General features: G+C 37.6%; 25 protein-coding genes and 1 pseudogene. 23 read left to right on the forward strand and 3 right to left on the reverse strand.

What is annotated here, in order from left to right; all coding sequences use genetic code 11:
• Positions 1–17 precede the first annotated feature (17 nt).
• On the forward strand, positions 18–185 hold the full coding sequence (locus NZD81_RS02545; RefSeq protein ID WP_021480134.1) for a hypothetical protein: 168 nt from the start codon (positions 18–20) through the stop codon (positions 183–185).
• A 271-nt stretch (positions 186–456) separates the two neighbouring features.
• Here the strand turns inward: NZD81_RS02545 and sknR are convergent, their stop codons facing one another.
• A complete protein-coding gene (gene sknR / locus NZD81_RS02550; RefSeq protein ID WP_289859321.1) occupies positions 457–804 on the reverse strand; it encodes a transcriptional regulator SknR in 348 nt (115 codons plus the stop codon).
• Between the two features lie 175 nt (positions 805–979).
• Between sknR and NZD81_RS02555 the strand changes: the two genes are divergently transcribed.
• The 13 genes and pseudogenes from NZD81_RS02555 to NZD81_RS02615 all read left to right on the forward strand — a co-directional run bounded on the left by NZD81_RS02555 (position 980) and on the right by NZD81_RS02615 (position 7,045).
• Positions 980–1,210, forward strand: a complete 231-nt coding sequence (locus NZD81_RS02555; RefSeq protein ID WP_080332276.1) for a helix-turn-helix transcriptional regulator — start codon at positions 980–982, stop codon at positions 1,208–1,210.
• Positions 1,211–1,239: 29 nt separating this feature from the next.
• A complete protein-coding gene (locus NZD81_RS02560; RefSeq protein ID WP_088679343.1) occupies positions 1,240–1,380 on the forward strand; it encodes a hypothetical protein in 141 nt (46 codons plus the stop codon).
• 71 nt (positions 1,381–1,451) lie between these two features.
• Entirely contained in the window at positions 1,452–2,021 is a 570-nt protein-coding gene (locus tag NZD81_RS02565; RefSeq protein WP_163259829.1) for a helix-turn-helix domain-containing protein, read from the forward strand.
• Positions 2,018–2,275, forward strand: a complete 258-nt coding sequence (locus NZD81_RS02570) for a YqaH family protein (protein ID WP_268396063.1) — start codon at positions 2,018–2,020, stop codon at positions 2,273–2,275. The genes NZD81_RS02565 and NZD81_RS02570 overlap by 4 nt, the downstream gene beginning before the upstream one ends.
• Positions 2,272–2,445 (forward strand): hypothetical protein, encoded by a 174-nt coding sequence (locus NZD81_RS02575; protein ID WP_289859327.1) that lies wholly within the window; start codon positions 2,272–2,274, stop codon positions 2,443–2,445. The genes NZD81_RS02570 and NZD81_RS02575 overlap by 4 nt, the downstream gene beginning before the upstream one ends.
• Positions 2,405–2,599: a YqaI family protein gene (locus tag NZD81_RS02580; RefSeq protein ID WP_289859328.1), complete on the forward strand. Its 195-nt coding sequence runs from the start codon at positions 2,405–2,407 to the stop codon at positions 2,597–2,599. Before NZD81_RS02575 ends, NZD81_RS02580 begins: the two co-directional genes overlap by 41 nt.
• Before the next feature lie 100 nt (positions 2,600–2,699).
• Entirely contained in the window at positions 2,700–3,659 is a 960-nt protein-coding gene (locus NZD81_RS02585) for a YqaJ viral recombinase family nuclease (RefSeq protein ID WP_289860544.1), read from the forward strand.
• Positions 3,660–3,661: 2 nt separating this feature from the next.
• Positions 3,662–4,517: pseudogene (locus tag NZD81_RS02590) on the forward strand (recombinase RecT).
• 75 nt (positions 4,518–4,592) lie between these two features.
• Complete coding sequence (locus NZD81_RS02595; protein ID WP_289860545.1) at positions 4,593–5,270, forward strand: DnaD domain protein; 678 nt, start codon at positions 4,593–4,595, stop codon at positions 5,268–5,270.
• Positions 5,152–6,093, forward strand: coding sequence for an ATP-binding protein (locus NZD81_RS02600; protein WP_289859330.1), 942 nt, complete (start codon positions 5,152–5,154; stop codon positions 6,091–6,093). The genes NZD81_RS02595 and NZD81_RS02600 overlap by 119 nt, the downstream gene beginning before the upstream one ends.
• Positions 6,084–6,233, forward strand: coding sequence for a hypothetical protein (locus NZD81_RS02605; RefSeq protein ID WP_101169936.1), 150 nt, complete (start codon positions 6,084–6,086; stop codon positions 6,231–6,233). Before NZD81_RS02600 ends, NZD81_RS02605 begins: the two co-directional genes overlap by 10 nt.
• 95 nt (positions 6,234–6,328) lie before the next feature.
• Positions 6,329–6,757: a RusA family crossover junction endodeoxyribonuclease gene (locus NZD81_RS02610; protein ID WP_289859334.1), complete on the forward strand. Its 429-nt coding sequence runs from the start codon at positions 6,329–6,331 to the stop codon at positions 6,755–6,757.
• A gap of 81 nt (positions 6,758–6,838) precedes the next feature.
• Positions 6,839–7,045 carry an XtrA/YqaO family protein gene (locus NZD81_RS02615; RefSeq protein WP_268417565.1) on the forward strand — a complete coding sequence of 69 codons (207 nt, stop codon included), beginning with the start codon at positions 6,839–6,841 and terminating at the stop codon, positions 7,043–7,045.
• 50 nt (positions 7,046–7,095) lie between these two features.
• Here NZD81_RS02615 and NZD81_RS02620 read toward each other — a convergent pair whose 3' ends face one another.
• Both NZD81_RS02620 and NZD81_RS02625 read right to left on the reverse strand, forming a co-directional pair.
• The gene (locus NZD81_RS02620) at positions 7,096–8,538 is read right to left on the reverse strand and encodes a hypothetical protein (RefSeq protein ID WP_289859336.1); all 1,443 of its coding nucleotides are present in this window, start codon (positions 8,536–8,538) and stop codon (positions 7,096–7,098) included.
• A gap of 52 nt (positions 8,539–8,590) precedes the next feature.
• Positions 8,591–10,033, reverse strand: a complete 1,443-nt coding sequence (locus NZD81_RS02625) for a hypothetical protein (protein WP_289859337.1) — start codon at positions 10,031–10,033, stop codon at positions 8,591–8,593.
• A 243-nt stretch (positions 10,034–10,276) separates the two neighbouring features.
• Between NZD81_RS02625 and NZD81_RS02630 the strand changes: the two genes are divergently transcribed.
• The 9 genes from NZD81_RS02630 to NZD81_RS02670 all read left to right on the forward strand — a co-directional run bounded on the left by NZD81_RS02630 (position 10,277) and on the right by NZD81_RS02670 (position 17,680).
• Entirely contained in the window at positions 10,277–10,732 is a 456-nt protein-coding gene (locus tag NZD81_RS02630; protein ID WP_289859338.1) for a sigma-70 family RNA polymerase sigma factor, read from the forward strand.
• Between the two features lie 132 nt (positions 10,733–10,864).
• Positions 10,865–11,116: a hypothetical protein gene (locus tag NZD81_RS02635; RefSeq protein WP_289859340.1), complete on the forward strand. Its 252-nt coding sequence runs from the start codon at positions 10,865–10,867 to the stop codon at positions 11,114–11,116.
• 155 nt (positions 11,117–11,271) lie between these two features.
• Positions 11,272–11,508 (forward strand): hypothetical protein, encoded by a 237-nt coding sequence (locus NZD81_RS02640; protein ID WP_044455020.1) that lies wholly within the window; start codon positions 11,272–11,274, stop codon positions 11,506–11,508.
• Between the two features lie 173 nt (positions 11,509–11,681).
• The gene (locus NZD81_RS02645; RefSeq protein ID WP_044455018.1) at positions 11,682–12,407 is read left to right on the forward strand and encodes a hypothetical protein; all 726 of its coding nucleotides are present in this window, start codon (positions 11,682–11,684) and stop codon (positions 12,405–12,407) included.
• 4 nt (positions 12,408–12,411) lie between these two features.
• On the forward strand, positions 12,412–13,089 hold the full coding sequence (locus NZD81_RS02650) for a hypothetical protein (RefSeq protein ID WP_258173516.1): 678 nt from the start codon (positions 12,412–12,414) through the stop codon (positions 13,087–13,089).
• 133 nt (positions 13,090–13,222) lie between these two features.
• The gene (terS, locus tag NZD81_RS02655; protein WP_289859343.1) at positions 13,223–13,942 is read left to right on the forward strand and encodes a phage terminase small subunit; all 720 of its coding nucleotides are present in this window, start codon (positions 13,223–13,225) and stop codon (positions 13,940–13,942) included.
• A complete protein-coding gene (locus NZD81_RS02660) occupies positions 13,935–15,230 on the forward strand; it encodes a PBSX family phage terminase large subunit (RefSeq protein WP_289859345.1) in 1,296 nt (431 codons plus the stop codon). The genes terS and NZD81_RS02660 overlap by 8 nt, the downstream gene beginning before the upstream one ends.
• A gap of 3 nt (positions 15,231–15,233) precedes the next feature.
• Positions 15,234–16,766 (forward strand): phage portal protein, encoded by a 1,533-nt coding sequence (locus NZD81_RS02665; RefSeq protein ID WP_289859347.1) that lies wholly within the window; start codon positions 15,234–15,236, stop codon positions 16,764–16,766.
• A complete protein-coding gene (locus NZD81_RS02670) occupies positions 16,763–17,680 on the forward strand; it encodes a phage head morphogenesis protein (protein WP_289859348.1) in 918 nt (305 codons plus the stop codon). Before NZD81_RS02665 ends, NZD81_RS02670 begins: the two co-directional genes overlap by 4 nt.
• The last annotated feature ends 32 nt before the right edge of the window (positions 17,681–17,712 follow it).

Consider the following 17,712-nt stretch of genomic DNA (forward strand, 5'->3'; position numbering starts at 1 on the left):
TTCAAAGGAGTTTAATCATGAAAAATAATGATAAGAAGAAAGAGGTTCAAAGAAAATACAGAGAAGAGATTAAAAAAAAGAAACAAGAGAATGAAGATAATAAAAATTTTATTAAAGAAACAATTATTGTTGTTACGATAATTGTATTGTTTATTTTTTTCACATACACTTTGCAAGGTTTTTAACAAGAAGCCCTCTTTTCCTATTTCGATACTCTGCAATTTCCCTCACAATAAACGCTCAATTTTTTTACATGAGAATATAAAAGAAACATAAATGAAAATATAAATGAGAAAAACAACAAAAAACCCTTGTCATGTAAGGGTTTCTAAAGGGTTCAAAAATCACTTTATAAATGAGGATTTGATTGAGATATAAATGAGAATCTAAATCTTATTAGTAAACAGAATTAAACATAATAAACAGAAATAAATAATAATAAACTAACTGAGTTTATTAATCTGATTTCCGTCTTTCCTTTAATTGCTCCGTTATAATCTCCAAAGCAGCTTGTAAGATTTCATCAGTTATTTCTCCGTCTTTTGCTGCAAGGAAAGTTTCAGGATCGTTTAACACTTTTTTTGCCTCATCCTGAAATACTTTTTCATTGCTTTCTCCTTTAAGAAGATAATCCAAAGAAACATCAAGTATGTTTGAAATATTAATTAAGGTTTTATAGTCAGGCTCACGACTACCTAGTTCATAGGCGGTGTAGGCAGGCCGAGTAATTCCAAGTTTATCAGCCATATTTTGTTGGGTTAGTTTCTTTTGTTTTCTGCACTTTTTCAAGTTTTCGGAGAACATTTTAATCACCTGACTTTTGTTTTTATTCTATATCTCATTGTAACGTAACAAAGAGTTACATATAAGTTTTAGTAACAAAACGATACTTTTTTATGAAAATGCGTTGACAATGTAACGAATCGATACTATTATCTAAGTAACGAAACGTTACATTTTCTGATTAAGGGGGTGAAACCTGATGAGAAAATGGCTTAAGAAAAACCGCTTAGAAAAAGGGTTTACTCAAGAAGAAGTTGCCAAAGCTGCACAGATTGGTAGAGCATACTACACCATGATAGAAAATGGTACTAGGAAGCCTAGTGTTATCGTCTCAAAAAAAATAGGAGAGAAATTAGGCTTTGATTGGACTATTTTTTTTGATGATGTATGTAACGAAACGAAACATAATTCTAAGGATTCAGCATGATTGGAATTTACAAAGGAGGCCTTTTAATTATGAAAGTCATCTTAAAAAAAGGACCGCTGTTTGAACAGGCAGAGGCCAAAGCTTACAAATACCTCAGAGGCATACTTGTTCAGCGCATGAATGAACACCAAGAGAAGCTTGCACAACAAAATAAAAAGGAATCAGCCTAAGTCATATAAACAGCATGGTCTTTTAACTTCAATTTTAAAACTGAAAACTCACTATATCAGGAGGCAAACATATGGAGAACAACCCATACAACATGCGGAATTTACCGCAGATTATGCGTAGTGCCCGAAAGGCTGCAGGTCTTTCCCAATACCAAATCGGCAAGTTACTCGGAGGTAAGGATCAAAGGTATGTTTCAGACGTTGAAAATGGACTTGCCAAGCTCACTCCAGAGTTATGTATTAAGTGGTTTGAGAAGTGCGATGCCTATGAACATATTGATCTTGTCCATTACTTATTTAAACTTCATCCCACAGCCGCTGCTCCTATTGATCCGGCACTTAATGAATGTGCAAGTAATGCGGTGATTAATATGGTTCACCAATTGGAGGAAGCATTACAAGCAACCAAACATTTAGCCCGTTGGCTTACGGATAACCGGCCAGGTAAAACAGAAGAGCTGCCAATGGCAGATATTAAGCAGATTTTTGATTTGATTGCGGCTAACAAAACATTAATTTATTCACTTGTTCGTACTCACGGGTTGAAAATGCAGGAGCTTGCAGATAGGTGGACACGGAAAGCTTTAGTTGATCAAGTTGCTATGGCAAAACAAGAAGGAAGGCAGGCGGTTTCAGTATGAATACAAATCATTTCTTGAAGGCAGATGTTCCTATCGCAAAAAGAAAAATCGAATCAGCAGAAGAGTTAGCAATCATGCTGTCAGAGGCATTGCGTGATGGTGATTATGAAGAAGCGATTAGTCTCGCTGGAAGCATCAAGGTTCTTACTGAGGATATTAGCCGGCTGGCAAACAAAGGACGACTTTATGAAACGGCATTGAAAATGCAACAGCAAGGTATCAACTTAACTGTAGTGAGCAGGTGTATAGGATGATGGTTCATTTTGTTCATAAACCGGCAACTGCTCTGGAAGTTCGTAAATGGTGTGCGATGATTCGTAACAATAGTGAATTCCATCTGTTATGGGATAGACGTGCAGACAAATTCAGAGAGGAGAAAATGAATGGTCGAAAACCCAATGGTCATAAACAACTGGCACGATAAGCTGACCGAAACTAATGTGCAAATATATTTTTACGGTGATGAAGTAACTCCAGTTGATGATTATGTAATTGATGGCGGCGAAATCATTCTCAGAGAGAACTTGGAAAGATATCTAAGGGAGCAACTTGGTTTTGAATTTAAAAATGCGCAATAAAAAAGCCCACTCGGCAAAGTGGACTTCTTTAAAGGCTATCTAAAAAACTCATGTGCAAATATTTTATCAGATAGCCTCAATAAACACAATGGGGGTTAGGATTATGACAAGAAGAGCTGAGGTTCTTGCTAAGACTTCTAAAATGAGCCGCGATGAATGGCTTATTGAAAGAAGAAAAGGAATTGGCGGCTCAGATGCATCTGTTATCTTGGGGTTAAACAAGTGGAAGACACCTTTTGAATTATGGTTAGACAAAACAGGACAGGTCCCTGTAAGTGAATCGCAAAGTGAAGCTGCTTACTTTGGATCATTGCTCGAAGACATTGTTGCAAAAGAATTTGAGATACGTAGTGGCAAGAAGGTTAGACGTAAAAAAGCAATACTCAAACATCCAGAACATGATTTCATTTTGGCTAATGTAGATCGGATGATTGTTGGTGAAAAAGCGATCCTTGAATGTAAAACAACCTCAGCCTACAACTTTAAAGAATGGGAAGACGAAGAAATTCCAGAGAGCTATATCGTTCAGGTCCAGCATTATCTGGGTGTGCTTGGACCTGAATATCGGAAAGCTTATTTTGCTGTGCTGATTGGCGGGAACAAATTTGTCTGGAAAGAGATTGAGCGAGACGACGAGTTAATTGACATGATCTTTAAAGCAGAGATTGAGTTCTGGAATGACAAGGTCTTAGGCGGACAAGCTCCTGCTTTAGATGGTTCAAGTGCGGCGGAGGAATATCTCAAAAAACGATATGCCGAAACGGAAAATAACAAAGCTATTGATTTAACAGCGGCTAATCGAGAACGTATCCAACAATACTTGCTTCTTAAAGAACAGATCTCAGAGCTTCAAAGCCAAGCAAAAGAATTAGAAAACCAGATCAAACACGAAATGAAGGATGCAGAGTATGGGTTTATCGGAAACTACCAAGCTTGCTGGAAGCCTGTTATCTCAAATCGAGTTGACACGAAAAAGCTGAAAGAGCAGTTTCCGGAAATTTACGAGAAGGTCAAAAAGGAAACTCATTTCAGACGTTTTGGAATCAAGGAGGTTAGTTGATTATGGCTACTAATCAATCAATTAAAAACAACATCCAAAAGAAACAAAAAAGCGCACCTGTGCAACAGCAAGGAGCAACCATGAAGGGTTTACTTTCCTCACCATCTGTTATTAAACGATTTGAGGAAGTGTTAGGGAAAAGGGCTACACAGTTTACTGCCTCTATCTTAAGCCTATATAACAGCGAGCAGATGCTGCAGAAAACAGATCCTATGAGTGTCATCTCATCTGCAATGGTAGCAGCTACACTCGACCTTCCTATAGATAAAAACTTAGGGTATGCCTGGATTGTACCTTACGGAGGAAAGGCTCAATTCCAGCTAGGATACAAAGGATATATACAGCTAGCCTTACGAACAGGCCAATATAAATCCATCAATTGCATACCCATTCATGAAGGCGAATTGCAGAAGTGGAATCCGTTGACTGAGGAGATCGAGATTGATTTTGAAAAACGAGAATCAGACGCGGTAATTGGTTATGCAGCTTATTTTGAGTTGATAAATGGCTTCCGAAAAACTGTGTACTGGACAAAGGCACAAGTAGAGAAACACAAAAAGAAATTCAGTAAGTCTGATTTTGGATGGAAAAATGATTGGGATGCGATGGCTCTTAAGACTGTATTAAAAGCAGTTTTGAGTAAGTGGGGGATTCTCTCTGTGGAAATGCAAAAAGCCGTTATTGAGGAAGATGAAACAAGGGAACGGATTGACATTACCAATGAGGCAGACAGTTCAGAAATTATCGATTCCGAGCCTTCAGATAAAGAAGAAACAGAAAAAACAACCTCGCAGGAAGCAGATCCTTTTTGACGGCAAGCCTGTAAATATAAAACAAGATGAACTTCCGTTCGATTGAGGTCGGCATCGTGACATAACTGCACTCTGTGAAAGGAAGTAGGTGATTGACTTGGACATCAAAGCAATGGGGTATGTGGTCATACCCCGACTACCATTCAAAGAGTTTAGAGATGAAAAAATCTATGACCACTTGTTCAAAAGAGCTGAATACAGGGCAAATCAAGAGCTAGAACTTGGGCAGACCATTATCAAAATTGTGGAACTTGCAAAAGATTTTAACTGGTCAGCTGCACAGATCAAATACTCACTAGACCGAATGGAGAAACAGGGATATATCAAATTGCACCGTCTTCCGCAAAAAAGAGGATTCATCGTCACTATACTTCATTATGCAGACTACATACAGCTAGGAAATTACATGAAGAAAAAAGCTTTGGAACCAGCTGAGATTGAACACCAGGAGGTCGATGACAAAATGAAAAATGCCTTTGAGCTATATGAAAACAAAGTTGCTCGGTCAGTCGGCCCGATTGAGGCACAGCGAATTGGATACATGGTCGACGATTATGGTGAAGAAAAAGTGATGGAGGCTATCAAGACAGCGTTTCAATTAAAGGGGAAAGCTGCAAGTTTGTCATATGTTCAAGCCATCTTATCAAATCCATTCACTCAAAAGAGAAAGGAGAAACAATATGGCTATAAACAAAGCAGTCAGTATAGACACCGCATTTCAAACGATCATGCAGGAACTTCGGGAAAAGTCAGCCCGCTTTTTGGGAACAAAACAGGCCGCATCCGAAGAAAAGGCTGAATTTGATTGTCCTTATTGTAAAGACTGTGGAATTGTCGTTTATCGGGTTCATAAGGACACTTCTTGGCATTTAGATGAACAGTTAGACCTTATGGTTCCTAACGAAATGGTACCTGAAGATGATTTTCTGTTAGGTAAGGTTTGTACGCCGGATAAAGCTAGCGAATGGAAAGATACTTATTCAAAGCAGTGCGAGTGTGTGAGACGAAAGAAAATAGCCAGACTCATGGCAGCTAGTGGCATTACAGAAGAGTTTGAAAAGCTTCTCTTTGGTAGCTTCATCACGGATGGTAAACCTGACATGATCAAGGACGCTTATGAGTGTGCAGTGGAATACTATAAAGATTTTCAAAAGATCAAAGGAGAAAGGCAAAACAGTATCGCATTACTTGGACAGCCAGGCAGTGGCAAAACTCATTTGCTCACGGCAATAATGAATAATCTGATCAAGAAAAAATCAGTACACTGCATGTATTTCCCTTATGTAGAGGGCATGGGTGATTTGAAAACTGACTTTGACAATTTAGAAGCCAAACTGGATGCCATGAGAAAGGTCGAAGTTCTATTCATTGATGACTTATTCAAACCAATAAACGGTCAGCCAAGGGCAACCGATTGGCAGGTTGAACAAATCCAGTCAGTCTTAAATTATCGTTATTTGAATCACAAGCCTATGCTGATTTCTTCGGAGTTAACAATCGATGAGATTTTGGAAATTGACGAGGCTCTTGGTTCACGAATTCACCAGATGTGTCGTGATTACATAGTGATTATTAAAGGCGATCGAATGCAATTAAATCATAGGTTAGGTGATTGGGAATGAAAGAGAAAACGAATGTAAAAGCAGCTGATGGACTGTATATATTTGGACCTCTAAGTCCTACAGAAGGTAAAGATCTTACGCCAACTATCCGTTTACTTGAGGAAAAAATAAAGCAAATGGAGCGGATGTTGAGTGCTTAAAGCAGTCGTGTCTCTGCTGACAATTTTACTCTCCGCACCGAGAATAGAAAAAGAAATTCAGCTATGGGAACAGCTTGACGGGAGGTAAAGAACAGTTGGATTGCATTAAGTTCACTGTTTATGGTGAGCCAGTCGCACAAGGACGGCCGCGTGGATCAATACGAAATGGTAAGGTGCATATGCGTGATCCAGCGAAATCAAAGTATTTTAAACAGTATGTGGCATTGGTTGCGTCTCAGCATCGCCCAGAAACAATTATTACTGGTCCTGTCTCAATGGATGTCAAAGTGTACAGACCAATGCCAAAATCAGTTTCAAACTCATCAAAGAAGAAAGAAAAAGCTGAAAAGGGTCTTCTGAGGCCGACTACAAAGCCCGACGTTGATAACTATGTAAAGGGTGTGAAAGATGCTTTGAATTATCTGATATACAAAGATGATAGTCAGGTTGTGGATCTGAAAGTTAGCAAGTTTTATAGCGAAGAGCCAAGGGTGGAGATCAAGATAAAAGAGGTTTCTGCCTAAAAATAAAAAACACCGAAGCGCTTAGCCTCAGTGTTCTTGATATGAACTGGTACTTCTATCATAACACAGGGGGCGCTTTGAGTGTACAATCCAAGAGAAATAAACATCAAAAAAGACTTCACTATTCAGCAGAAAATTGACCCAGGAAAAGTTCAGATCATTGTTTTAGATGGGAATCAGGGAACTGCACATGTCTTAGAAGCTCCTGAGCATGGTAAAACTGTGATCCAGACGGTAAAGGGCAGTTTTGCGCGGGTGGATCATGAGATAGGGTTTAAGGTAAAATAAAAAAGCAGTATAATTCTGCTTTTTTATTTTGTTTTTTAATTTAAGAATTTCTAATCAAATTGGGCTCTGTCACTAGGATTCGGAGCTTTACCAGTAAAACGACAAATAAATCCAATCAGTTGTAAATCATCTATATGCAATCCTTCATTATCGAAATGCCAACTTGAACGTCCATTAGCTTCATTACGTGAGTAGTTACCACCAATTGAAAATGGTCCCCAACCTATGCTACCACCGGAATTCAAGTGGTTTTCGTAAGTACTCCTATCGCTTTGAAATGAATTTGAGTTGATTAAAACTTTACGAACAAACAAGGCTGCAGTAGGATAAGCTACTAGTCGTCCACTCGGAGGAATTTCTCCATTTGAAAGATTTTCCCCTGTATATTCACCAGACCATTTCCAACCCTTTCCTATTATAAAACCTGGATCAAACCATCCTCTTGCTATAGGTACTTGAGTTATTTCAAATTTTATTGTAAATCCGTTACTATCAAATGATGCATAGCTTGAAGCGGTGCTTGAGTTCATATTGCCTCCAGAAGACCAAAATCCTAAATCAAAACCGGCATTTCCTTGCCATGCACTAGAATCTTCTCGACTATAGGAAGAATAACTCCCCTCAGAAAATTCAAATTTACTCCAACCTGTTGAATTCATAAAGTCACCTGGAATCACACTGGTATAATAGAAATCACCATTAGACCCTGTTTGTAGTCCTGCTCTAAATTTATCTTGTATATCAGCTTTTATGGATGCCATATCTCTTTGTGTTACTTGGTCTATATAAGCAATCATTTGTTCGACTTCATTTTTATAACCGTTTGTCACCCAATCATCATATGCAGTTCTTACAGCTTGTCTCAATTCGTTTCCCATGAATCTAAATTCATTGACTGCTTCAGTAGATTCTGCATTATTGAAGGAAATTTGTGCGCTTTTATATTTAAACGCTGCTGCTAAATACGCTTGCTGCTTTTGTTTGTATGCTATATATACTGGACCATCTTCAGTTACTTGTTGTTTTTCACCAGTCACTAAATTTTCCTTTTCTTTTTTCACTGACAGGAGATTTCGGTATCTTTCTACCTTAGCTTTTTCTTCCTCGCTCAATTGCGCAACAGCTACTTTACTCATTCTTAATGTTTCATCAAAGATATTCCAAAGAAGTTCTTGAGAAGTGTGGTAAATGGCTTGTCTAAAGTCAGGTGACATTAATAAGGGCTGTCCAGAAGGCACAAAGTTAGAAAGTATAGCCCAGGCATTTGCATTATCAGCGTAACGTCTTGCTAAGGAAGCACGATCTTCAGCTGATGCACTTGTTATAGGAAGGCTTGCAAAATCAAAAAAATCTTGTTTGAAAGGGATACCTGGTGTTATCCATGTTACATAATTGTCATTATCTACAGGCATATCCTCAATACTTCCAGTGATCACTTCGTACAATTTATTAAGTAGGGATTGCATTAACTTTTTTGGTTCAACAGTTGGCATAATAATTTCTCCTTTATTTTCAAAATTGTTTATTATTAGTTTATCTATCCTATCAATTCCAGATTAATGACGGAGCAGGATTTGGTATTTTCGGTGTTTGTTGTACCAAATAAGCCATCAACCTGACATCAGAATTAGAATGAGTTTCCTCAGTAGATAAGGGATTTGTCCCTGTTGTGGTTGACTCTGGAAGTATAACAGGTCTTAGGTTATTATAATTATTTATAAAATCACGAACGTGATCACTATTGATTAGTTCCAAAATATTATCTGGTCGTAATTCAGGGAATGTTGGGTCAGTGAATCTTTCTTGGATAAGCTTTATCAAATGATCTCCTTCAATTGCCCGAATTAATATTGGTTCCCCTATTTCTTTTAAATCGTCAGTTTTAACAGCAAAATTTCCTATAATACCAAAGGAATTGTTAGAGCTCGTAGAAGGGGGGGATTTCCAACTGATGTATATATTACGAACTAAAATAAGACCAATAATATATCCAGGCAATGTACCATTTGGCCAAGGGATAGCTCCATCCGAAATTAGGGGCTGATCTGGATTACTAAATTTCCACGAACGACTTTTAAATATTTCTGGATGTAGCCAAGAACGTTCAATATCAATTCGAGCAATTTCCATACTAACTTTATCTATTTCGCCATCAACCACTATATTATTGTTTAAAGTAGATTGCATATTTTTAATTTTGTCCGAGGCACTTTCAGCCAGTGACTGAACTTCACTTCCAGACAATGTGAATTTTAACCATCCCTCTTCGTTGTTATACAAATTTTTAGGACGATAGCCAGTCGGCCAAAAAGATCCTAGGGTATCGTTTTGTTGATTAATGGTACTAAAATCGTTTTTCCATGTTGTCCAGCGATATAAAGAACTACTTGTATATTCTGCAGTGAGTATTAATAAAGCAGCTTCTATTTCACCCTTGTACCCGAAACTAATCCATTCTTGTTCAATTTCAGATAATTGTCTTGTTAAATTATTGCAGTTTTCCATAGCTATTTCTTTTAAAACAGAATCTGTAGTACTCATATGTGTTAATTTTGCTTGGTTAAGTTTATCTTCTATGTGGCGATATTTATCTTGATATTTCTTATATACTTGATATTTTTTGGATGGTTGGCTCGGTGAACCAATAATCCTTTTAGAATTAGTCAACCGTGTTTTTTCCTTATTGGTATTCGGTAAATCAGCTAAAGAAACCCTACTTTCAAGGATTTCTTTATAAATATCCCATAAATAAATATCAGTACTACCCCAAGTATCGCTTCTTGTCGGTATTCTGTTAACTCGTCTTGAAAAATTGCCACAAAGATCGGTAATTTCTCTGGCTGAAATTCCTGTCATCGAAGTAGGGAGTTCAAAAGCTAATTCTTGCATATTCCAGCTTTCTGCAATGGGCAAAAAACTTGTTACTTGTCTATCCAGATAGTTTGAAAATATTTGGTCTATTTTAGACAATATAGCAGTACCTAACATTGTAAATGATTTCACCTTTCTAATTAAATTGAATAAGCTAAAATTATTATTAAACGAAAGAATCTCAACTATACTTATTTTTAAAGTAATTATTATTTAGTTGTGTTTAAATACGTTAAAATAAAACAAGAATGTAAAAATACTTATTTTAGTCCAAGATGGAAAGCCTGCGGACACTGAACTTATAGCACTTACGCTGTTTGTTTGGTGTCCGTTTTTTAATTGGAAAAGGAGGACACAATCGTGAGTCGAAAAGAAATTGAAAATCTAATCAATAGCTATCACTGGATGGTGAAAGAAGTTCATCGTTTGCAGAAGGTACTCTATGGTTCGGTAATTCCAATGAAAAATTGGGGTGTTGCTCAATATGGATTAGAAGCTGCTATGCCAAAAGGAAGTCCTGGGAAAAGTCAGGCTGAGCTAAGGCAAATGGATGTGAGAGAGGAACGTCTTTTCAAACGTCTTAAGTATTATGAAGAACTAGTATATGTGGTGGAGTTAGGTGCTGAAAAGATCAAAGGGGAAAAACATAAAGTCATCTATGATTGCATGATGGAGGGGATGAGTTACCGTGCAATAGGTCTTCATCTTGGTATTTCAAGGGAAACTGTACGCAAAATGAAAGACGAATTGATCAGCCAATTATGCCAAGATTGCCACTTTGAGCGTTTGTTGAATCCGAAAAAATCTGTAGTGTAAAATGGGAGGCAGGTCGGCGCTGCAGGTTCTCATCCCCCCCAATATAGTGACAAAGAAAGTTACTGTAACACTGAAGGGAAATCTTCTTTCATGTCGAAATATATGGAGAAAAGAAGATTGGGGGATAAGTATATGAACAATAAGAATTTTAACTTTGAAAATTCTGAAGAAATGTTAAATTTCGCAACTAAGTATGTTAAAGAAAAAGGATTTCAATTGAAATTGTTTCCAGGTCATACTACTGAAAACTCTGATGGTGTTGACGTAACAATAGGTACTTCAGGATTTGTAACTAACAGTAAGAGTCATACTTTCACATTATACTTTGGGTCAAGTGAAGATATAAAAAGGCAAATAGACGAAGTTATAAAAAGTATTGAATAGTATAGCACCCACTGGGGTGTTTTTTATATTCTCTGTATACTGGGTTCAATTAATGTAGGAGCTGATCAAATTGACTAATAGTTTTTCGTTCGACAAATTCTGCAAAATATTCTTTGTCATAATCTCTTGCCGATATTAAGGTAGGAGGTGAAAACATGACAAGAACAATTAATGTTAATCAGCAACATTTGTTAGAACAGTTAGCAGGCGGATCGGTAAACCGTCAATGCACAATAGAAGCTCTAATTGATATTCTCATCGATAAAAAGGTGTTTACCGAAGAAGAATTCGTTAAATATCAAATGCATCATTTAGAACATTCAGCAGATGAGCACTCTGCGGAGCTTTTAGGGATCAGTAAGGAAGATTACATAAAGAGCAGAAGATCATGAGGCATCCTTAGGATGTCTTTTATATTGGTTCAAACGAAGATAATATCGGGTATTAAGAACCAGTACTTATTATTCGAATAATTTGATATTGAAGTATCAAGGAAAAAAACGCCTAAAAACCAAATACTTAGTGTAAAATGATAACAATATCATCTGTTTAAGGGGGGGCACTTATGGAATTGGTAGCTCTTTTTAAAGTATTAAAAATTATATTTGCTGCTTTGCCATGGTTGATAAGTGTAGGAGCTCTCCACCAATTTTTATATAATAAATTTCCAAAGTATTATTTCTTCTTCGTTAAAAAATTTAAAAAATGGAGAGATACGAAGTGGAAATTAACTGTCAGCTTTGATGTGCGTAAAGATGTTGATTTTTTTAGGTCTCTAGAAGGCGTCATCGATGACATTTATAAAAGAAAGCACAGAGTTTTTAATCTGAAAAATAAAAAACAGTATGAATTTTCCGATTATACATTGACTGTTCAATATGATTTGGACTGTCGTGAAGGTGAGTATGTAACTGTTGACCTGTTATTCGGTAATATAACAGCTACAAAGTCAACTGCAGTTGAGAAGCTTAGAAGTTTACGTCGCTTTTTTAGCACGCTCAGTAGTAGGGTTGATTTAAAAAATGAAAACTACAGCATGAAGATCTATTTCATAACTATGAAGAATCCATTTTTCGGTTTAATGATACAAAGGCTTGGACCAGAGCATATAAAATATTTTCACTGTTCCTTTCCGATAAATACGTTATCACAAAAAGCCTTCAACCAGAGAGTAGAACAACAAGAAATCGATCAAGAATTAACAGTTTATAAGGACTATATATCTATAAATCACCATAATTATGATACAATAGAAGATGTTACAAGAAAATGTCTATTGTTGGAGGGGTGATTACATGAGTATTATTAGTATAAATATTTACGATAAACTCAATGATACTGGAGAAGACGAGGAACTTGAGGTATTTTCACACGAAAAGAGAGAAATTATCAATGGTTACAATGAAGAACTAAAGACCTACATACTCATTAATAATATTTCTCCTACTGGATATCAAAATATCCAGATTATTAATGATGAGGTATTTGCTCAGACAGTTAGAGTTAAAGGCGAAGTGGTTCATCAAGTTATAAAACAAGATATGTACCAGGCGTATATTAAAGTGAAAAACAAAAGACAAAGAGGAGTTGGGAATCTTGTTACTCTTTGTAGAAAAGACAGTTCATTAAAGGCAAAAGAAATTCTGGAAGAGAATTTCAATGTCGAGTATGAACAGCACAAATTTGACATACTCAAGATAATAGATGCAGCATCTGACGTTAGAAATGCACGATTTAAAGTAAGAATAGAAACTGTTAGTTCAGTAAGTATGGGTGGGACTAGGGTTCATGATACCCAATACTATTCAGAGATGCTTAGACGCGGACAGTTGTCAGCAGTAATTATAAATTATGACATGCCTCAGCAAGCAGTTACAATTAGGATAAACGTTGATGGAACAGTTCTTTTGTATAATTCTCTTACTGATTTTGAGATACTAGATTTAGTTGAAGACTTGTTAAGTATTGAATAAAAGTTAAACTGAACGCTCTCCTATATTAGGGGGCGTTTTTTTGTCCAGTTTAAAAAATTGATTTTAACATTATGAATAAAATTAAGAGATTACCAAAACAACTTAATCTTTAAGGAGGCGGCAGTGAATGTAGATGGTTGAAAAGCACATACAGGCGTATAAGGATTATGTCAAAGGTATGAAATACAAGGACCTTGCTGAGAAATATGGTGTGTCTGTAAACACAATCAAATCATGGAAACAGCGGCATGGTTGGCAAAGAAAAAAGTGTGCACCCTCTAAGAAAAGTGTGCACACAAAAAAAGTTGGTGCACCGCTTGGTAACAAAAATGCTTTAGGGAATAAGGGCGGCCCACCAAGGGGAAATCAAAACGCTGTGACTCATGGATTCTTCTCGAAATTCCTGCCAGAAGAAACTCTCTCCATCATGGAAGAGATTCAGGAATGCTCACCTGTCGATATGATATGGGATCAGATACAGATTCAATATGCTGCAATTATAAGGGCACAAAAAATCATGTTCGTTTCTGATAAGGAAGAAATGATTAAGGAACAGAAAAAGAAAAAATCTGTCCTATCTGAGACACACGAAGTCGAAGAGGAAGAGTATGAATTCCAATTTTCTTGGGACCGTCATGCAACGTTCTTGAACGCTCAATCTCGGGCAATGGCAGAGCTCAGGAACCTAATTAAACAGTTTGATGAATTAGCCCATGCGGAAGACGAACGACGCTTTAAATTGGAGCATATGCGTTTAAATATCAACAAGAAAAAATTAGAGATTGAAGAGCTTACGGAAGAAGATAAACCTTTTGAGATCACTATTGTAAACAAGAGTGATGACAATGATTAAACAAGTAAATCCCCATTTTAAAGAATTTCTCTTTGATTGGAATCAAAAGTTTCAGTTTCTCGTGGGTGGTTATGGCTCATCTAAAAGTTATCATGTGGCACTCAAGATTGTTTTGAAATTGCTTATAGAAAAGCGGACTGCTCTTGTTATCAGAGAAGTGTATGACACACATAGGGACTCCACATTTTCTCTTTTTGATGAAATTGTAAGTGATCTGAAATTAGATCATATTGTTAGGTGTGTTGCATCCCCTATGCAGATTCGATTTTCAAATGGAAGCAGAATCATCTTTAAAGGGATGGATAAGCCAGCTAAACTAAAATCAATCAATAATATTTCACTCATTTGGATTGAGGAATGTTCTGAAGTGAAGTATGAGGGATTCAAGGAGCTGTTAGGACGTCTTCGTCATCCGACATTGCCGCTCCATATGATTCTCTCAACAAATCCAGTAGGAGAAGATAATTGGACTTTTAAGCATTTCTTCAAGGATGATAGGGAGAAACGCTTTGTGTTAGATGACAAGGAGCTTTATGAAAAGCGGATAATCGTTAGCAACGACACCTATTATCATCACTCAACGGCAGATGATAATCTTTTTCTGCCAGAAAGCTATGTCCAGCAACTTGAAGAATTGAAGGAATACGATCCAGACCTTTACCGAATTGCGCGGAAAGGTCATTTTGGCGTGAATGGAATACGGGTACTGCCGCAATTCGAAGAGCGACCGCATGAAGAGGTTTCGAAGGCTATCGCAGATATTAACCGCCCGCTTAAACGAGTTGGTATGGACTTTGGTTTTGTGGAGTCGTATAACGCTGTTGTTAGGGTTGCTGTGGATCATGAAAAGAAATATCTCTATATCTATTGGGAGTATTACAAAAATGGACTGACGGATGATAAGACAGCCGAAGAACTCAAGGAATTTGCCGAGACTAAAGAATTAATCAAGGCGGATTCAGCAGAGCCAAAGACAATCCGTTATTTTCAGCAACACGGTTTCAATATGGTGGGCGCCCGTAAGTACCAAGGATCACGCCTCCAATACACAAAGAAGATCAAACGGTTCAGGAAGATTATTTGCTCTGATCGTTGCGAGAACACGATTTATGAGCTTAAGCCGCTTACTTATGCTACTGATAAGCTGGGGAACATCATAGAAGACGAGTTTACTATAGACCCGCATACACTATCAGCTATCTGGTACGCTCTCGATGATTATGAGGTAACTGATCTGAAAGAAGAATCAAAAGGAAGACCGCAAAGATCAAGACCAGGAAGGAGGTAAAGCATGTCAAAACAATCTGTTAAAGTACGAGTGATCAAAGCCTCTCCACCTACTGAATCAACTAAACAAATTTATGAAGATGAATTTGCTGACAGCTATGACAGCAATATTTTGCCTCCTCCGTATAACCTAAAGGAATTAAAAATGATTGCTGAGTATTCAACAATCTTACAGCAATGTGTTGATGCCTACAGGACAAATATTGTGGGCTTTGGATTTGATTTTGAGTATTCGTTTGATGTGAATTCGCCAGATGTGACAAATGAAGAAAAAATAGAAGCTGAAAGTGAATGGACAAAGCTTGAAGAGTTCGTTAAATATCTTCACTTTGATGAGTCAGCTGAGACTTTACTCGGATTTGTTATTGAAGACCGAGAAAAGACGGGAAATGGCTTTATTGAGGTCATTCGAAACGGTGAAAATAAGCCAGCTGGTATTGAATATATGGATGTTCAAAATGTTCGGGTTTGCAAACTGTCTGAACCAATCGAAGTTGATTTTACGTACTTCGAACAAGGACAAATGAAATCAATCAAAAGAGAGAAACGATTTCGTAAGTATGTTCAGATGATTGACGGGCGTATGGTTTACTTTAAGGAATACGGCGACCCACGAGTCTTAAATTTAGAGACAGGCCAATATGATGCACAAACTCCATTCGAAAAACGAGCAAATGAAGTGGTTCATTTCAAGATAGGAAGCGGTACTTATGGAAAGCCCCGATGGATCGGTCATATTGTTAATTTGTACGGGGCTCGTAAAGCAGAAGAGCTAAACTTCATGTACTTCAAACAAGGTAGACATATTCCCGCTGCCATTACAATTGAAAACGGAATGTTGTCGGAGGACTCATACACACAATTGCAGGATTACATGAATGGGCTTGAAGGGGTGGAGAATGCTCATAAGTTTCTTTTGCTTGAAGCGGAAGGCATAGCGAAGGGGAAAAACATTCATGGTGATGAAGAGATTGCTCCAGTGAAAGTTGATATTAAATCACTTGCTGAAATCCTTCAAGAGGATGCCTTGTTTCTTGAATATGACCAAAAGAGCAGAGACAAAATTAGATCGGCTTTTCGTTTGCCTCCACTTTATACAGGTGAAGCTCAAGATTACAACAGAGCAACTGCAGATACAGCAAGAAAGATTACTGAGGAACAAGTCTTTCAGCCTGAACGAAAGTTAATTACAGGTAAACTGAACGCTTTATTTCTAAATGATCTTGAGATTCATAAGGTTCGTCTTATGTTGAAAGGGCCTGACTTTAGAGACCCACTTGAGATCGCTAAGGTTTTAACACCGTTTATAACTGCAGGTGCAGTTTCTCCGAATGATTTACGTGATTTGGCTGGACGGGTACTCGGTAAGACGCTTGAAGAATGGCCAGAGGAAGAATACAATAGGCCGCTTGGTAAGAATAGCAATGAGCCCGCTTCTGATCCTTTAGCTACGCTGTTTAAATCTAAGGCCGGTATTCCTGATATGATTGGGTTATTAAAAGATATGCGGGATGTTCTGGAGGATCTGAAGAGATGAACAAAACAGATAAGCTGTTGGAAAATTTAAACGTATTTATTCAAAAAGCCGAGGAAGATGAGAGGAAGAATCTAATGGAGAGTGTACCTGATTTCCCCGGCCTTTCTAAGATACCCAACTTTGTTGAAGAATATGAAAAAGGAATAGCCAAATTGCTCAGACGCCAGCGTAAGAAGTTTTTAGATGGTCTGAATGGTTTTGTAAGCAAAGATTCGAATGAGAGGTTAGAGGCCCTTTTGGTGTTTTTTACTCAGAACCTATTTGCGGAGGATGATTTCGAGGAAGAATTTCAGGAACTGACCGAAGGGTTCTTGCGGCAGACCATTAAAGAACTGGCCGAAGCAATCATGGACTCTATAGATCCAGAAGTGCCTTTTAAAGTCTTATCCAATCGTACGATTAATTGGATTAAGGATTGGTCAAAGAAGTTGGCTGGGATCATGAAGTTAAACACTCATGAAGCTGTGGAGAACACTCTGACAGATGCCATCGAGAACGGTTCATCGATTCAGGACATTGAGTTGACCCTCAAAGACATGCCGCAATTTGATAGGGAGCGAGCTCGTACAACGGCCATCACTGAAGTGCTTGCCGCTTCCTCAGCTGCTCAGCATGAATCATATGCACAATCGCCGGCAGTAAAGAAAAAGAAATGGCGGCACAGCGGAGGGAAGAAGAACAATCCTCGTGAAAATCACATTGATCTTGACGGCACAGTCATTGGAGTAGAAGAAGAGTTTCAGATACCAGGTAGCAGCGAGACTTGTATGTTTCCGAGGGATCCTAAACTATCAGTAGGTGAGCGTGTTCATTGCCATTGTGTTTTATCTCCTGTTGTAGATAAAGAGATTTTAGGATTGTCAGCTGAGGAAAAAGAAGAGATTCGAAGAGAAGCCTTAGCAAACATGGAATAAAATAGTATAATCTCCATATGAAAATAGATTGG

Source organism: Bacillus sp. B.PNR1, from assembly GCF_030386235.1.
Lineage (GTDB): Bacteria > Bacillota > Bacilli > Bacillales > Bacillaceae > Bacillus > Bacillus stercoris.